The sequence below is a fragment of the Salinimicrobium maris genome (assembly GCF_049680855.1).
Lineage (GTDB): Bacteria > Bacteroidota > Bacteroidia > Flavobacteriales > Flavobacteriaceae > Salinimicrobium.
This window is the reverse complement of record NZ_JBMPGS010000001.1, coordinates 165,705-181,062: the sequence shown is the minus strand read 5'-3', so window position 1 is coordinate 181,062 and position 15,358 is coordinate 165,705. Positions and strand designations below refer to the sequence as shown.

The window sequence follows — 15,358 nt, the reverse complement described above, 5'->3', positions numbered from 1 at the left end:
AAAAAAACTATGGCGGGATTAGAATCACTTCCTTCAAAGCTTCCACGAAGTAAAACCAGTATTTTCACTGTGATGAGCCAAATGGCTTACAAACATAAGGCGGTAAACCTGTCACAGGGCTATCCCAATTTTGCAATGGACCAGCAATTGAAGGATTTAGTCACGAAAGCTATGAATGAGGGGTATAATCAATATGCACCTTTGGCAGGAATTTCGGCCTTAAGAGAACAAATCGTAAAAAAGGTGGAAACGCTTCATGCCCATAAATATAATGTGGATACCGAAGTGACGGTGACCAATGGTGCCACACAGGCGCTTTTTTTAGCTATTACAGCCTTTGTTAACCCGGGAGATGAGGTGGTTGTTCTAAAGCCCGCCTATGATAGTTATGAACCGGCCATAGAACTTAATGGAGGAAAACCCGTGCCGGTACAATTAAAAGGAAAGGAATTTACGCCAGACTGGGATGAAGTGGAAGCAAAGATCACTTCCAAAACCAGGATGATCATTATTAATACACCCCACAATCCCAGTGGCCGACTGTTTACCAAAGATGATATGCAGCGGTTGGAACACCTGCTCAAAGGAACTAATATCATCCTTCTTAGCGATGAAGTTTATGAACATATCGTTTTTGAAGATCACAGGCACTTAAGTGCTTCCTCATTTGCCGGGCTTGCGAAAAGAGCTATTGTGTGCGCCTCCTTCGGAAAAACCTTTCACAATACAGGCTGGAAAATGGGATATTGCGTAGCTCCTGAAGTTTTAATGAAAGAAATACATAAGGTTCAGGAAGTAAATGTGTTTTGTGTGAATCACCCAATGCAAAGAGCTTATGCAGAATATCTGCAATCGCCGGAACATTACCTGAATCTGGGTAAATTCTATCAGCAAAAAAGGGATAAATTTTTGTCACTTTTGGAAGGTACCAGGTTTAGGATGAAACCAACGCAGGGAACTTATTTTCAGCTGCTGGATTATTCCGAAATTACCGATGAGAACGATGTTGATTTTTCAAAGCGTCTTATAACTGAACACGGTCTGGCCTCAATCCCGGTATCAGTCTTTAGTATGCCTGGCAATGACCACCGGCAATTGAGATTTTGCTTCGCCAAAAAAGATGAAACGCTTGAAGAGGCCGCTGCAATTCTCCAAAAGATCTCCGGCTAATCCCCTTTTTAAATCTTTTTTATTCCCTGGCTTACAGTCCCACGAACAATTTCTGTAGTAACACCAAAAAGCACATGCGCAAGTAATTCCTGCAGTTGGGTTTTAATAGGTACATCTTCAGGACTCTTTTCCAGTCCGGCAAGGGGCAGCGAAGTTTCATGCGTGGATGCCCAGGTGGTTGCCCCCAGAATCACCCCATCAAAAAGATTGATGTCATCATCGTCTTTTTTCCCGTAACCATAAGCCGCGCCAACACTTGCACCTAAGGGTATTTCGGCAAATTGTTCAGCGATATTTTCACTTACTCCACTAAGCTGACTGCCGGTAAGTTTTTCCGAAAGATCATCTATGACGGTCATCTGCGCCTCTTCTTCATCGATCTTTCGCACCTCAAGAAACTTTTCCGCAGTAGATTTTACCAGTGTGCCTACAAGACCGCCCAAAAAGCCGGAAATGATTCCGCGGGCTATATTCGCTTTTGAAGAATTGTTTTGGTTGAAGGTGTCAAGGCTCATAATCTTTCTTTCTTTTTTTGGTTCTATTTAAAACTATTTATTCTAAGACTGGAATGCAACCATTTAACAAGTATTTAGCAGGATCTCTTTAGAAAATGCTATTTTTACATATGGCGAAAAAACTAACAACAGCCTTGCTTCAGGCCAACCTGGTTTGGGAAAATGCAACGGCGAACAGGGAACAATTTGAGAAGAAAATCAACGAGCTTTCTTCGGAAGTAGATCTTATCGTGCTACCCGAAATGTTTAGCACCGGCTTTTCTATGAATGCCAAAAACTTAGCAGAACCCACAGGAGGACCTTCCCTTTCCTGGATGCAGAAAATGGCTTCGGAAAAAGATGCGGCTGTCACGGGAAGCCTTATCATTTCTGAAAATGGCAAATTTTACAACCGTTTGTATTTTGTATTTCCTGATGGAACTTTTGAAAAATATGATAAAAGGCACACGTTCACGCTCGCAAAGGAAAATGAAACATACGCTTCAGGAAAGGAGCGGCTTATTGTGAACTACAAAGGCTGGAAAATTTGTCCGTTGGTGTGCTACGATCTGCGTTTTCCCGTTTGGGCAAGAAATACGGAAGATTACGATGTATTAATTTATGTGGCGAACTGGCCTTCTGTAAGAGTACAGGCCTGGGATGCGCTTCTTAAAGCCCGTGCTATTGAGAACATGTGCTACTGTATTGGTCTGAACAGGGTGGGTAAAGATGGAAATGATCATCAATACCCGGGACATTCGGCCGTGTATGATCCCCTGGGAAATCCGCTCAATAATGCTTCGGTTGAAGAAGAATTTGAGAAGGAAGTGGTGCTGGATAAGGAAGACCTGGAGGAAACGCGAACTCAGCTGCGCTTCCTGCAGGACCGGGATAAATTCAGGATAGAATACTAGTCTAAAATTCCATTTTTGGATGCTTTTTACAGCATGAAGCTAATTGTTTGATCCCAGTTTGCGCGCACGTCAATAACTTCGGGGAAGTAAATGATCTCTTCAGGCTGGTTTCCTTCAAGATAACTCCCGGTGTCCCATATTCCGTTTTCATTAGTGTCATAAATGACCCGTAGCATATAAGTACCTGGTTTTAAGAACCTGAATGTGAAATTTGTTGCTGAAGTGCTTTTTTGCTGAGCCTGTACCTCTCCTTTTTCATTGGTAAGCTGGACCAAAATAGGGAACTGCTCCACATTGGAAAGGCTTGCAATCACATTGCCATAATCTGAAATGGCTTGTGTTCGAAAACCTTTATTAATTGTATCATTTTGGGTTCCGAAGAAATCCACGAGTCCGCCGGGAAGCACCTGCAGCCTATAATTGACATTCTCTTCTTTTTCAAACCTTATTAACACACGATTTTCAAAAGGTTCATAATTTGTGGTAAAAGCCACGGGAACCGAATCCTGTTTAAAAAGGTTTATTAAAGTATCATTCACCGCCTGCAGCGGAATGTTGGGCAGGATACTTATGTCTTTGTTAAACGACAGCGTACCTGACGGGTCGTAGGTAAAGTTTAAGGAGTCTTTCTCCATTTCTCTTCTTCGGGTGATCAAAGTGTCGAGATAGTCGCCTGCCGATGCTACGAAAATAAGGCTGTCATTTTCTATGAGCGGCTTATACCAATAATTCAAAGTATCTTTTAATGGATCTTTAGTGATCCTACTGGTAAAACCTTCAGGTTTTGAAGAGATCATTTCAATCGCTATGCTGTCCTTGTCGAGCTGCCCCGTATACCCAAACATGATGCGCTGCTGTGCCGCCTGGCTGGGGCGTGTAGTTGCAAAAGGCAGTATTTCTCTAAACAGGCGCATTTCATAGAGAGTATCTTTTGGTACAGTAATAAATTCCTTTAAAAATGCGATTTTCTCATTCTTAGGGTCGAATTTGTAGTTGTTGTTCTTGTCGCTTATCGCCAGCATTTGATAGGTGCCTGCTTTTAAATTATTCAGTTGAAAAAAAGTGGAATCCAGCGTGTTAGTAATGTAGCGAGGAGTTTCCTTGTAAATTACAGAATCTGAGTAAGTAGAATCCACTTCATAGAGCATTACGGTAGTAAAAGGTTCGGGAGCTGCGAGGTAGGCATCAGTAACCACTCCCGCAACCGTGAGGGAGTCAATATAACTTCCGGTGGAAAAAACGTACTGGAAAAAATCTAGGGGATTTCCTTCGTTGTTATCAACAATACTTCTTCCGAAGTTGATTGTATAGGTAGTATTTGGCTGCAACGTATCGTTGATCTTAATTCTTATTGATTTACTTGCGGTGCCAAGAGGTGTAATTTCCGGCATGGGATCCATGGGGGGCGAAATGATGATTTGGCGCTGGGCTTCGTTCAGCTTTATATATTCATTGAAGACGATCCTTATTTCTTCGGCATCAAAATTTGTAGAGTAATTCTCCGGACTTGCTCTTACAAATCTTGGGGGTTCTATATCAATGGGTCCGCCCTCAGGGTTACCTCTTTTTGCGCAACTGTGGAATGCTAAAATAAGCGCCAGAAAAAATATGATGCTGCCTGCCTTGTTCATGTGGTGGAAACTTTTCACAAAGAAACGATTAATTCTATTATTTCTGAAGCTGTTAATGGGTAACCGCCATCGTGGCAATACTAACTTTGACACCGGGAATATTGAGGAGTTTTAGCGCGCAGGCTTCCAAAGTTGCGCCCGTGGTTACGAGGTCATCTACGAGAAGAATATGTTGATGTGCTACTTTTTCAGCATTTTCAATTAAAAACGTGGATTCAATACTTCCCCAGCGAGCGAATCTCTTTTTGATGGTTTGTGTTGAAGAAGCTGTTTTCTTTACCAGAACAGAATCTTCATAGGGAATTTCAAGAGAATGTGCGATCGCCCTGCCAAATTTTTCAACCTGGTTATACCCTCTCTTTCTTAACTTTGATTTGTGCAGGGGTACAGGAATGACTACATCTATCTGTTTATAATTTTCTATCTTGTGGAGGTCCTCTCCCAGCCAGGTGCCAAGAAAATCTCCAATTTCTTCATGGCCTTTATATTTTAAGTTGTGAATAAGTTGCTGCACCATTCCTTTCTTTTCAAAAAGAAGCAATGAAGTGGCATATTCGAGCTTTACTCTTCCGTAGAAAATTTTTTCCACTTCATTTTCCTTTTCCAGATGGAAATTGGTAACCGGCAGTTCATGAATACAACGGGTGCAAACAACCTTTTCATTGCTTAACAAAACTGCTTCACAAGTATGGCACACCTGCGGATAAAGAAGCTCTAACAAATCGTGAAACATTTGTTAACAAATTAGTAATTACTTAGTTAAAACTCATAAATTTACAAAACTAAATTTGAAAATTAAGGAACGATGAGTGAGCAGAAAAATAATAATAATGCCCTGAAGATCCTTACAGGTATACTGGCAGTGGCTTTGGTAGCTCTGGCAATTTACACCGTGAGATTTTATAATGAAGAAAAAGAAAACCAGGAGTTGCTGGAACGGCAGAAAGCGGTTATAGAGTCTGAATTGAATGATTTGATCGTGAGATATGATGAAGCCATAGGCGAGAACGATTCTTTAGATGCCGAATTAACTGCCGCAAAAGGCCGTATTGTAGCATTGCGCGATTCTGTGCAGGATATGGAAGTAAGCTTACGTGTTTTGGATAGGTATCGAAATGAATTGAATAACCTCAAAAGAGAACGCGACGAATTATTCCGGGTGGTTGACAGCCTTAGCAATCAAAATCAGAGATTGATCGTGGAAATTGACAGTACAAATAACGTGCTCCTGGAAAGAACCAGGGTGTCAGATTCCCTTCAGGAAAGAACCCAAAGACTTTCTACACAGGTGGATCGTGCAGCCGAGTTAAAGGTGAGCGGACTTAGAGGAGAAGGAGTGATAGAAAGGAACAGCGGGAGACTGGTGCCAAATGAACGTACCAGGAGAGTAGATAAAGTAAGGACCTGCTTTACCATTACCCAAAATGAATTAACCGAACCGGGAGAAAAAGAATTATATGTGCAGGTTTATAACCCAAACAACAACCTGGTGGGAGACCAAATTGCAGTGCAGCATGAAGGTGGAGTAATGGTCTATAGTGCTGCAACAAAAGTTTATTATGAAAATGAGGAACTTGATGTGTGTATTCTTGCCAATACCATTGAAGACAACCTAATTGAAGGAACCTATAAAGTACTGCTTTATAACGGTTCAGAGCTTATAGGTGCCACCAATTTTAACCTGAGATAAAAACCTCATTTAAAATTATATCACCGCCTTGACCGGAATCAGGGCGGTTTTTTTATTTTTGTGCTATGGCAAAACAAGAAGATCTTTTTAAAAATGTGATTTCCCATGCGAAAGAGTATGGGTATATCTTTGCATCAAGTGAAATTTATGACGGGCTTAGTGCTGTCTATGATTACGGCCAGAACGGCGCCGAATTAAAGAAAAACATTCGCGAGTACTGGTGGAAAAGCATGGTGCAGTTACATCAAAATATCGTGGGCCTGGATGCCGCTATCCTTATGCATCCCACCACCTGGAAAGCTTCGGGCCACGTAGATGCTTTCAACGATCCATTAATTGACAATAAGGATTCAAAAAAGCGATACAGGGCCGATGTTCTGGTAGAAGATCACGCCGAAAAAATTTATCAAAAAGCTCAAAAGGAAATTCAGAAAGCCAAAAAGCGCTTTGGAGATGCCTTTGATGAAGAGCAGTTTGTGAATACCAATGACAGGGTGCAGCGTTACCTTTCTGAAAGAAAAGCTATCCTGGAACGTCTTGGCCGCTCGCTCACCAATGAAGACCTTGCAGGTGTAAAGGCCCTCATCGAGGAGCTTGAAATTGCAGACCCTGAAACCGGATCAAAGAACTGGACCGAAGTAAGGCAGTTCAACCTCATGTTTGGAACCAAGCTGGGAGCTTCGGCAGAGTCGGCTTCAAATCTTTATCTGCGTCCCGAAACCGCTCAGGGAATTTTTGTGAACTTTTCAAATGTTCAGAAAACCGGAAGAATGAAAATTCCTTTCGGGATCGCCCAAACCGGAAAAGCCTTTAGAAATGAGATCGTTGCACGACAGTTCATTTTCAGGATGCGCGAATTTGAGCAAATGGAAATGCAATTTTTTGTTCGTCCCGGGGAAGAACTAAAATGGTACGAACACTGGAAAGAAGTGCGTCTAAAATGGCATTTGTCGTTAGGTTTAGGGGAAGAAAATTACCGTTTTCACGATCACGATAAGCTGGCACATTACGCCAATGCCGCAGCCGATATAGAATTTAACTATCCCTTCGGATTTAAAGAACTGGAAGGAATCCATTCCCGTACAGATTTCGACCTGAAGGCTCATGAAGAACATTCGGGTAAAAAACTGCGTTTTTACGATCCTGAACTTAAGGAAAATTATGTTCCTTACGTGATCGAAACTTCCATAGGTCTTGACAGGATGTTTTTGGCAGTACTTTCCGCAGCGCTTAAGGAAGAAACACTGGAGGATAACAGTACCCGTACAGTTTTAAAACTTCCTGCTGTACTTGCGCCGTACAAGGCGGCAATTTTGCCTCTTGTGAAGAAAGACGGCCTGCCAGAAATGGCACAGGAGATCGTAGAGGAGCTAAAATGGGATTTCAATGTGCAGTATGACGAAAAAGATGCCATTGGTAGAAGGTACAGGCGCCAGGATGCAGCTGGAACCCCGCTATGTATCACGGTAGATCACGATTCCCTCGACGACAAATCGGTTACCGTGCGTTTTAGGGATACTATGGAACAAAAAAGGGTGAAAATATCTGAACTTTCAGAAATAATTGCGAAAGAAGTAAACTTTAAAAAATGGCTTAAAACCGAATAGTTTTTTGCCATTTCTGAATACTTATAAGAGCCGCCTGCGGAAGAATAATAAATTCTTTCGCAGGTGGCTCTTCAGGTTTTAAGAATAGAATTATTACCTGTTGTTCAGGAGCATTGTTGAGGCTGTGGTATGATAAAAATGGGAAATTTGTAGAGGATTTTCTGAAAAATTGTGGGTTAAATCTTTCTTTATTTGTTTCGGCTATTTTAATTTCTGTAATTTTAGAGTTATTATTAGAAAACCACATGCTCAAAAGATATATTTTTTTACTTTTTCTCTTCACTAGTTTCTCCTGGACTACTTTTTCCCAGGAGCATGAAGAAGCAAAACCGGTTTGGACTGGTTCCAGCGGTGCCATTCATACAGAAGCCCTTGCTAAAAAAGATTTGCTGCCACCATCGGGAGAGTATAAAGTGGTAAACCCCAGGAATAGGGGATCAAATAAAGTGGTGCCTGGAAAGGGATATCCAAAAACAAAAGATGCTGCCCGGCAATCTGAACCCGGAGAAATAAAGGCTAAGGCACCCATATTAAGTTTTGATGCTGCCACGGCAGGATCCACCCCTACAGATCCTACCGGTGCTGTAGGCCCAAACCATTATGTGAATGCATGGAATTCTTCTTTCGCTATCTATGACAAAGAAGGAAATATTCTTTCCCCGCCTACTTCCCTGCGAAGTATTGGCGGTACTTTTGAGGATGAAGATCTTGGAGATCCTATTGTTTTATATGATGAGTTTGCAGACAGGTTTTTGATTACTCAATTTAGCGATACACCCAACAGTTTTTTAGTTGCCATTTCTCAGGGACCCGATCCCGTTAATGACGGCTGGTATACGTACAGGTTTGAAACCGGTGCCGCTTTCCCAGATTATCCTAAATATTTTGTTTGGAGCGATGGCTATTACATCACCACAAATAAAGATTCCAGAACTGCCAGTTCAAGTGAAGTCGTGTATGTGCTGGAGCGTGACCAGATGTTGAACGGAGAACCGGCACAACATGTGGGTTTTCCGTTGCCGGGAGTTGATACGAACGGGTTTTATAGTCCGGCGGGGTTTTTTGCTGTCGGGGATGAGTTGCCTCCTCCGGGAGATGCGCCCATAATTTATTTCCAGGATGACGCTTGGGCCGGGGTAAATGAAGACCATTTAAAAATGTGGGAAATTAATGTGGACTGGGACGATCTTCAGCAATCCTTCATAGTTGAATCACAAATTCTGGGCCCTGCGGAAGGGGTTACTCCTTTTATCGCCACTTTTGACGGGGGTTCTTTTACCAACCTGGCACAGCCGGGAGAGGATACACCCGAAGTGGATGCCCTGCAGGGCGCGGTCATGTATATGACTCCCTATAGAAGATTTGAGGATTATAATTCTGTAGTATTGAATTTTGTGGTAGATATTGATGCATCTGCTGCAGAACATGCTGGGGTGCGGTGGTATGAGCTGCGACAGGATAATGATGGCCAGCCCTGGTACGTGTATCAGGAAGGCACGTACGCGCCCGATGGCAGCGATCGCTGGTGCGGAAGCATTGGCATAGATGAAGATGGAAATATTGGCCTGGGATTTACTGTAATGAATGACAACCCTGAAAATCCTGTTTTTCCTTCGCTTCGTTTTACGGGCCGTTATGCAGGTGATCCTTTAGGGCAAATGACGGTGCGTGAGCAAAGTATTGTAGAAGGACCCAGCCCTAATCCTGCCAGCCGTTATGGAGATTACGCTCATTTAACAATTGATCCCGTAGACAATACTACTTTTTGGTACATTGGGGAGTATTTCGTGAATTCGCAAAGAAGAAACCGGGTGGGGGTTTTTGAATTGGCGCCAGACGATATGAACGATGTGGGTATTGTTGATATTATCTCACCTCGCAGCGCAACATTAGGGGAAGAGGAAGAAATAACGGTGGTAATCAGGAATTTTGGTGTTGCTACACAAACCAATATCCCGGTGACATTTACCGTGGAAGATGGAGAAACAATTACTGAAGTTTTTACCGGCACGCTTCCAGGGACTTCCGAAACAGAATTTACTTTTTCAGGAAGCTTAGATCTTTCAGAAGAAGGAGAAATTTACGAGGTAACTGCTACGACAAATCTTGAGGGCGATGAAAGCGAAGAAAACGATGCTCATAGCGAAATAGTTGAAAATCTGCTGCCGGTTGATGTCGGGGTAACTTCTATTGATGCACCAACTACAGGGCAATCTTTAAATACTATAGAAGAAGTAACAGTAACCATTCAAAATTTTGGAGGTGAGCCCCAAACCGATATCCCAGTGGCGTACTCCATTAATGATCTTGAGCCGGTCGTTGAAATATATGAAGGAACTTTAGGTGTTGGTGAAGAGGTGTCTTATACTTTTGAAGAAGGAGCAGATATTTCTGTGCCGGGAGTTTATAATTTTTATGCAGAAACTAATCTTGAAGGAGATTCTGATGAGGCAAACGATGGAACTGAAAAGGTAATTGCCAATTTAAGTTGTATCCCTGAGGGATCTGACTGTAGTTTTGGGGATGGTATTTCCCATTTTTATCTTGGAGATATTGAAAACCTCAATATTCCCTGTGGTGATGGTTATGACGATTTTGTGGGATACAGTACAGATCTCGACCGTTCTGTGGGAACGTTTGAAGTTGGAATTCGTACGAGATATGCTTCGGAAGAAGATGAAAAATTTTCAATGTGGATAGATTTTGACGATGATGGCGCTTTTGAGGAGGAGGAAATTCTTATTAGCAGGCAAGTGATTCCCGTAGAAAATGAAATTCAGGTTTATGAATTCGAAATTCCCGAAAATGCCGAACTTGGAGAACATATTTTGCGCGTAAGAGCAGGTGATACGTCTTTTGAGGGTGATCTTAACGACCCATGCAGTATCATGGAATATGGAACGACTCACGATTATTCGGTGGTAATTACAGATTCCACAATTAGTCTTGACGATTCAATTCTCAACGAGGCAGATTTGATCATTTCCAGTCAGGACAACGAAATGTTTAATGTTAGGATGATCACTCCTTACGAAGAAACGCTGCGTATTACGGTGCATGATCTTCTGGGGCAAAAACTAGTGGAAAACAAGATTGAAAAATCTGCCAGAGCCTACGAATACGAATTGAATATGTCCTATGCCGCCGCCGGAGTCTATCTTATTCGGGTGGGAACACGTAAAGTGGGGAAAGTGCAAAGGATTATTGTGTATTAAAAATGCCATTTTTGAGTTCTTTTCTGAAAATGCATTCTTGATTTTTCTTCGGACTGAAGAAGTGTCGAAATACGCTTTTTCAGAAGTCAGAAGGCGAAGAATCAAACCTTTTCAATTGTCATCGACTTTTCCACTGCTGCCATTGAATAAATTTAGCCTTCGGTTTAACGGAAAGTGGCCCATAAATCCTAATTTTGAAACGCAACGAGAAACAAAAGTTTTCTGCTAAAAAATATTCAGAAGTAAAGCATATGAAAATAATCTCTTACAACGTCAATGGAATAAGAGCCGCAATTAAGAAAGGATTTGTAGAATGGCTGAAACAGGCGAACCCCGATGTTCTTTGTCTTCAGGAGATAAAAGCTAACCCAGACCAGTTTGATACCGGCATTTTTGAGGAGATTGGTTATAAGTACAACTACTGGTATCCTGCCACTAAAAAAGGCTATAGCGGCGTTGCGATCCTGAGTAAAATTGAACCCGAAAATGTCACTTATGGCACCGGGATAGATTATATGGATTTTGAAGGCAGAAACCTGAGAGCAGATTTTAAGGATGTTTCTGTAATGAGCCTGTACCTTCCTTCGGGAACCAACATTGCCAGGCTGGATCATAAACTGCAGTTCATGGCCGACTTTCAGGAGTATATAAATGAGCTTAAAAAGGACATTCCAAACCTTGTTATTTGCGGGGATTACAACATTTGTCATCAAGAAATCGATATTCATGATCCCGTAAGACTGAAAAATACTTCAGGATTTCTTCCGGTGGAAAGGGAATGGATCGACAACTTTATGAACAGCGGATTTATCGATTCCTTCAGGCACTTTAATTCCGAACCCGATCATTATTCCTGGTGGAGCTATCGTGCCGGGGCAAGGGGTAAGAACAAAGGCTGGAGAATTGATTACAATCTTGTGGCAGAACCCTTACAGGATCGCTTGAAACGAGCCGTTATTTTACCCGAAGCAAATCACAGCGACCACTGCCCAGTGCTGGTGGAGCTTGAATAAAATCAAACAATATTTAAATTTTCCCATTATGATGTCAAAAAAGATGGTGTTAGTCTTTATTGGAAGCAGCCTTTTGCTTTCTTCTTGTGTTTCCTCCAAAGTTTATAAAGATTTGGAAGATCGTTATGCTGGGCTTGAACAGGAGAATCAACAACTTTCTTCAGATTTGCAGCAATTAACAGACAGAAATGCTCGTAATGAACAGGACCTGGAAAACCTGCAACTGGAATATGAGGCTACCGTGAGGGAAAGAGATCGTTTACAGGAGGAATATGCAGCCACCAAGGCAAGTTATGAGAAGCTAAAGGCATCTTATGACGCCCTGGAAGCTAATAGTTCCTCGGCACTCGCAGAGAATTCCAAAAGAAACCGGGAATTACTGGCCGAGCTTGATGCTAAGGAAAAAGCGCTCGCTGCAGAACAAAGCCGACTTGAAAAGCTTGAGAAAGACCTTGCAGCTCGTTCCAGAAGAGTTGATGAACTGGAAAGTGTAATTGCAGCAAAGGATGCAAAAATGAATGCACTTAAAAACAGCCTTTCTGAAGCCCTCACTAATTTTGAAGGTCGGGGATTAACTGTAGAGCAACGCAATGGGAAAGTGTATGTGTCTATGGAGAATAAATTGTTATTCAATTCCGGAAGCTGGGCGGTGGGACCTGAAGGTAGGCGCGCTGTGCAGCAGTTAGGGGAAGTGCTGGCGCAAAACCCCGATATTGCCGTGCTTATTGAAGGGCATACAGACAATGTGCCCTACGGCGGCAGCGGTCAGCTGAAAGACAACTGGGACCTTTCAACAAAAAGAGCGACTTCTATTGTGCAGATCCTTCGGGAAAACGGCAACATTGACGCACAAAATCTTACGGCTGCCGGGAGAGGCGAATATGCCCCTGTGGCCACCAATGATACTGCGGAAGGCAGGGCGAGAAACAGGAGAATTGAAGTCATTCTTACACCCAAACTGGACGAAATTTCGCGCCTGCTAAATGAAATTGAATAATTTTTTTACCAAATTTTTGAAGTACACTTATGAAATATACCACCTTACCCAATTCTGAGATTAAAGTAAGTAAGATATGCTTAGGCAGTATGACCTGGGGACAGCAAAACAGCGAAGCCGAAGGCCATGAACAACTGGATTACGCCCTGGAGCAGGGAGTGAACTTCATCGACACCGCCGAAATGTATTCTACGCCTGCCCGCCCCGAAACGCAGGGGAGTACTGAAAAGATCATAGGTTCCTGGCTGAAAAAGACGGGCAACCGGGAAAAGGTCGTCCTAGCATCAAAAATAGTGGGGCCGGGGGAATCTATGCAGCATATTCGTCCAACCCTCGATTATACAAAAGAATCACTTTCCAAAGCACTTCACGGCAGTTTAGAAAGGCTGCAAACAGATTATCTTGATCTTTACCAACTTCACTGGCCTGAGAGAAGTACAAATTTCTTCGGAAAACTGGATTATGAAATAGATCCTTCAGAAGAGTGGCAGGATAATTTTAAAGAAATCTTGCATCACCTTGAAGAATTTATTCGGGAAGGCAAGATCAGGAAAATTGGTTTGTCAAATGAAACACCTTTCGGCGTGATGAGGTGTGTGGAGGAGGCAAGAAACGGAGCACCAAAGATAAGTAGCGTTCAAAACCCGTACAGCCTGTTAAACCGGAAGGACGAAGTGGGTCTTACAGAAATTCTGCACCGGGAGAATATTGGTTTGCTGCCTTACTCCCCGCTGGGAATGGGTACTCTTAGCGGTAAGTATCTTGACGACAAGCCGGCAAATTCCCGCCTTACTTTATTTCCGCAGTACAGCCGGTATTCGAATCCGCAGGCGGTGGAAGCCACAAGAAGATATGTTGAGGTTGCGAAAAAGTATGAATTGAATCCGGCGCAAATGGCACTGGCCTTTGTAAACCGGCAGCCTTTTGTCACCAGTAATATTATTGGGGCAACTTCAATAGACCAGTTAAAAGAAAATATTGACAGCATCCACGTTGAACTTTCTGAAGAAGTTTTAACAGAAATTGATGCTATTCACACTGCTATTCCAAATCCGGCGCCATAAAGGAATTAAATAGGCGACACCAGACTTTCGTGAATAAACGATCTTTTTTGGTTAGTACGAATATGATACCAGTCCTTAGCTTTTCCAAGGAATTGCAGCGTATCTTGTGCTTGTAATTGACCCAGGACAGGGAAATTGGTGGAAGGTCCACCGCGAAGATTGGCTCGTGCTCCAGTGACCACAAGAAATTCTGAAAATTTTTCGGCTGATACATCCCGAGTTACAGGTGGTTCTGTTTCGGCTATGTAGTTGAAGGGATCCACGGCGCCTCTGTAGCCTTTATAGATTCCGAAGTGCAGGTGCGGCGGAGTGGTACGTGCGTTTCCTGTATTTCCAACGAGTCCAAGGGTATCTCCCGGAGACACACGTTGTCCCGAAGTAGCAATGATGCTGTTCAGGTGTGCATAGTAAAGAGAATTGCCCCTTTTTCCATCCCTAAGCCAAACCTGTTTTCCGCCAAGCCCTCTGTTGCCTGTTCTGGTGACACGACCCGAAGTGGCTGCTATTACAGGAGTGCCACGCGGAGCGAAAATATCAACCCCCTCATGGCTTCTGCGGCCACCATCTCTTACGGCACCCCAAAAACTCTGAATATTTTTACTTTTTTTCGCCGCCACCGGAAATTTATATACCGGTTCGCGATACAACTGTAGATCAAATGGAGTATTAGCATTTATTTCGGGCTGGATGACGATCTTATAGATTCCGGGTTGAGTAATTTCTTCAGCGAGGGCAGAAGCTTCCAGATCTGCACTCTTCAGGTGCTTGAAAGTTTTTAGAGAATCATCTTGCTGCTCATAGAGATCAATAAAAACACGCGTTTGTGCACTGTCTGTATCTATATCCACATTTATTCTTTCCCCGGGATTCAAGGCGATATCGTAAGCGTATATCGGGAAGGATCCCGGGGTGAAAATACCGTTCTCAGCGTATGGAAGGTTCACTGCTAAGGAGTCAAAAAGGGCATTTTCGGCCTGCTTTTCCCAAATTGCATACTGCTGGGGATTTTCCTTGAACTCCCGGGAATAGATTTCCCTCGCAGAAGGATTGATTACAAGATCTTTGACTTTATTGATCCTGGAGCAGGATGAAATAACAAGAGCAATAAATATCACCCCTGCAAATATTTGAAGTACAGTCTGTTTCTTTTTCACGTATCAGAAAAAGCAGAAATTATGCCATTTTTGGAACTACATGCTGCTATATCTTTGCTCGCAGTGAACCGTTCTTTGGTCAAAGCGCGATAAAACCTGTCGCGCCTTGTCGGGAACGTAAACTGTTTCATAATCTTCACCTACAAATTTTTTTACCGAGTCAAGATCGTCAAACCACAAAAGCGTGGTAAATTCCACTTCATCTTCAAGATCTCTTCGCAACAGCTGCACGCCGCGATAACCTTTTATGTTTTTCGCCTGAATTTCAGGGAAGATCTCCTGTTCCACTAATTTTTCATATTTATCTGCATTTTCCCTGCTGGTGTAGCCGTGCCAAATTCTTGTGATCATATGGTTTTTATGCTGAAGTTAAAAAATTCCAGTGAAAATGTCATTTTCGGACTCCCTT

Annotated in this window: 13 protein-coding genes; 8 read left to right on the top strand and 5 right to left on the bottom strand. The window is 42.7% G+C overall.

The window, feature by feature from the left end; translation table 11 throughout:
* Positions 1-9: 9 nt before the first annotated feature.
* Positions 10-1,170, top strand: coding sequence for a methionine aminotransferase (locus ACOV1Q_RS00895; RefSeq protein WP_424492548.1), 1,161 nt, complete (start codon positions 10-12; stop codon positions 1,168-1,170).
* A gap of 8 nt (positions 1,171-1,178) precedes the next feature.
* Here the strand turns inward: ACOV1Q_RS00895 and ACOV1Q_RS00890 are convergent, their stop codons facing one another.
* Positions 1,179-1,685 carry a DUF1440 domain-containing protein gene (locus tag ACOV1Q_RS00890; protein ID WP_424492547.1) on the bottom strand — a complete coding sequence of 169 codons (507 nt, stop codon included), beginning with the start codon at positions 1,683-1,685 and terminating at the stop codon, positions 1,179-1,181.
* Positions 1,686-1,795: 110 nt separating this feature from the next.
* Here ACOV1Q_RS00890 and ACOV1Q_RS00885 point away from each other — a divergent pair, with 110 nt between their 5' ends.
* Positions 1,796-2,578: an amidohydrolase gene (locus tag ACOV1Q_RS00885; RefSeq protein WP_424492546.1), complete on the top strand. Its 783-nt coding sequence runs from the start codon at positions 1,796-1,798 to the stop codon at positions 2,576-2,578.
* A gap of 26 nt (positions 2,579-2,604) precedes the next feature.
* Here ACOV1Q_RS00885 and ACOV1Q_RS00880 read toward each other — a convergent pair whose 3' ends face one another.
* Positions 2,605-4,209, bottom strand: a complete 1,605-nt coding sequence (locus ACOV1Q_RS00880) for an Ig-like domain-containing protein (RefSeq protein WP_424492545.1) — start codon at positions 4,207-4,209, stop codon at positions 2,605-2,607.
* Positions 4,210-4,261: 52 nt separating this feature from the next.
* Positions 4,262-4,942 carry a ComF family protein gene (locus ACOV1Q_RS00875; RefSeq protein ID WP_424492544.1) on the bottom strand — a complete coding sequence of 227 codons (681 nt, stop codon included), beginning with the start codon at positions 4,940-4,942 and terminating at the stop codon, positions 4,262-4,264.
* Positions 4,943-5,014: 72 nt separating this feature from the next.
* Between ACOV1Q_RS00875 and ACOV1Q_RS00870 the strand changes: the two genes are divergently transcribed.
* The 6 genes from ACOV1Q_RS00870 to ACOV1Q_RS00845 all read left to right on the top strand — a co-directional run bounded on the left by ACOV1Q_RS00870 (position 5,015) and on the right by ACOV1Q_RS00845 (position 13,795).
* Positions 5,015-5,899: a hypothetical protein gene (locus ACOV1Q_RS00870; RefSeq protein ID WP_424492543.1), complete on the top strand. Its 885-nt coding sequence runs from the start codon at positions 5,015-5,017 to the stop codon at positions 5,897-5,899.
* Positions 5,900-5,964: 65 nt separating this feature from the next.
* A complete protein-coding gene (locus tag ACOV1Q_RS00865) occupies positions 5,965-7,506 on the top strand; it encodes a glycine--tRNA ligase (protein ID WP_424492542.1) in 1,542 nt (513 codons plus the stop codon).
* Between the two features lie 245 nt (positions 7,507-7,751).
* Positions 7,752-10,721 (top strand): GEVED domain-containing protein, encoded by a 2,970-nt coding sequence (locus ACOV1Q_RS00860; RefSeq protein ID WP_424492541.1) that lies wholly within the window; start codon positions 7,752-7,754, stop codon positions 10,719-10,721.
* Positions 10,722-10,972: 251 nt separating this feature from the next.
* Complete coding sequence (locus tag ACOV1Q_RS00855) at positions 10,973-11,734, top strand: exodeoxyribonuclease III (RefSeq protein ID WP_424492540.1); 762 nt, start codon at positions 10,973-10,975, stop codon at positions 11,732-11,734.
* Positions 11,735-11,765: 31 nt separating this feature from the next.
* The gene (locus ACOV1Q_RS00850; RefSeq protein WP_424493380.1) at positions 11,766-12,731 is read left to right on the top strand and encodes an OmpA/MotB family protein; all 966 of its coding nucleotides are present in this window, start codon (positions 11,766-11,768) and stop codon (positions 12,729-12,731) included.
* Between the two features lie 29 nt (positions 12,732-12,760).
* Positions 12,761-13,795 carry an NADP(H)-dependent aldo-keto reductase gene (locus tag ACOV1Q_RS00845; protein ID WP_424492539.1) on the top strand — a complete coding sequence of 345 codons (1,035 nt, stop codon included), beginning with the start codon at positions 12,761-12,763 and terminating at the stop codon, positions 13,793-13,795.
* A 5-nt stretch (positions 13,796-13,800) separates the two neighbouring features.
* On the opposite strand, the gene ACOV1Q_RS00840 is transcribed toward ACOV1Q_RS00845, so the two are convergent.
* The gene (locus tag ACOV1Q_RS00840; RefSeq protein ID WP_424492538.1) at positions 13,801-14,949 is read right to left on the bottom strand and encodes a peptidoglycan DD-metalloendopeptidase family protein; all 1,149 of its coding nucleotides are present in this window, start codon (positions 14,947-14,949) and stop codon (positions 13,801-13,803) included.
* Between the two features lie 36 nt (positions 14,950-14,985).
* Entirely contained in the window at positions 14,986-15,300 is a 315-nt protein-coding gene (locus ACOV1Q_RS00835) for an antibiotic biosynthesis monooxygenase (RefSeq protein WP_424492537.1), read from the bottom strand.
* Between the last annotated feature and the right edge of the window lie 58 nt (positions 15,301-15,358).

Bases quoted from the DNA above. Each gene is read 5' to 3' on its own strand.
- ACOV1Q_RS00880 (WP_424492545.1), bottom strand. From the start codon at position 4,209: ATGAACAAGGCAGGCAGCATCATATTTTTTCTGGCGCTTATTTTAGCA.
- ACOV1Q_RS00895 (WP_424492548.1), top strand. From the start codon at position 10: ATGGCGGGATTAGAATCACTTCCTTCAAAGCTTCCACGAAGTAAAACC.
- ACOV1Q_RS00850 (WP_424493380.1), top strand. From the start codon at position 11,766: ATGTCAAAAAAGATGGTGTTAGTCTTTATTGGAAGCAGCCTTTTGCTT.
- ACOV1Q_RS00845 (WP_424492539.1), top strand. From the start codon at position 12,761: ATGAAATATACCACCTTACCCAATTCTGAGATTAAAGTAAGTAAGATA.
- ACOV1Q_RS00860 (WP_424492541.1), top strand. From the start codon at position 7,752: ATGCTCAAAAGATATATTTTTTTACTTTTTCTCTTCACTAGTTTCTCC.
- ACOV1Q_RS00835 (WP_424492537.1), bottom strand. From the start codon at position 15,300: ATGATCACAAGAATTTGGCACGGCTACACCAGCAGGGAAAATGCAGAT.
- ACOV1Q_RS00865 (WP_424492542.1), top strand. From the start codon at position 5,965: ATGGCAAAACAAGAAGATCTTTTTAAAAATGTGATTTCCCATGCGAAA.
- ACOV1Q_RS00855 (WP_424492540.1), top strand. From the start codon at position 10,973: ATGAAAATAATCTCTTACAACGTCAATGGAATAAGAGCCGCAATTAAG.
- ACOV1Q_RS00870 (WP_424492543.1), top strand. From the start codon at position 5,015: ATGAGTGAGCAGAAAAATAATAATAATGCCCTGAAGATCCTTACAGGT.
- ACOV1Q_RS00885 (WP_424492546.1), top strand. From the start codon at position 1,796: ATGGCGAAAAAACTAACAACAGCCTTGCTTCAGGCCAACCTGGTTTGG.
- ACOV1Q_RS00875 (WP_424492544.1), bottom strand. From the start codon at position 4,942: ATGTTTCACGATTTGTTAGAGCTTCTTTATCCGCAGGTGTGCCATACT.
- ACOV1Q_RS00890 (WP_424492547.1), bottom strand. From the start codon at position 1,685: ATGAGCCTTGACACCTTCAACCAAAACAATTCTTCAAAAGCGAATATA.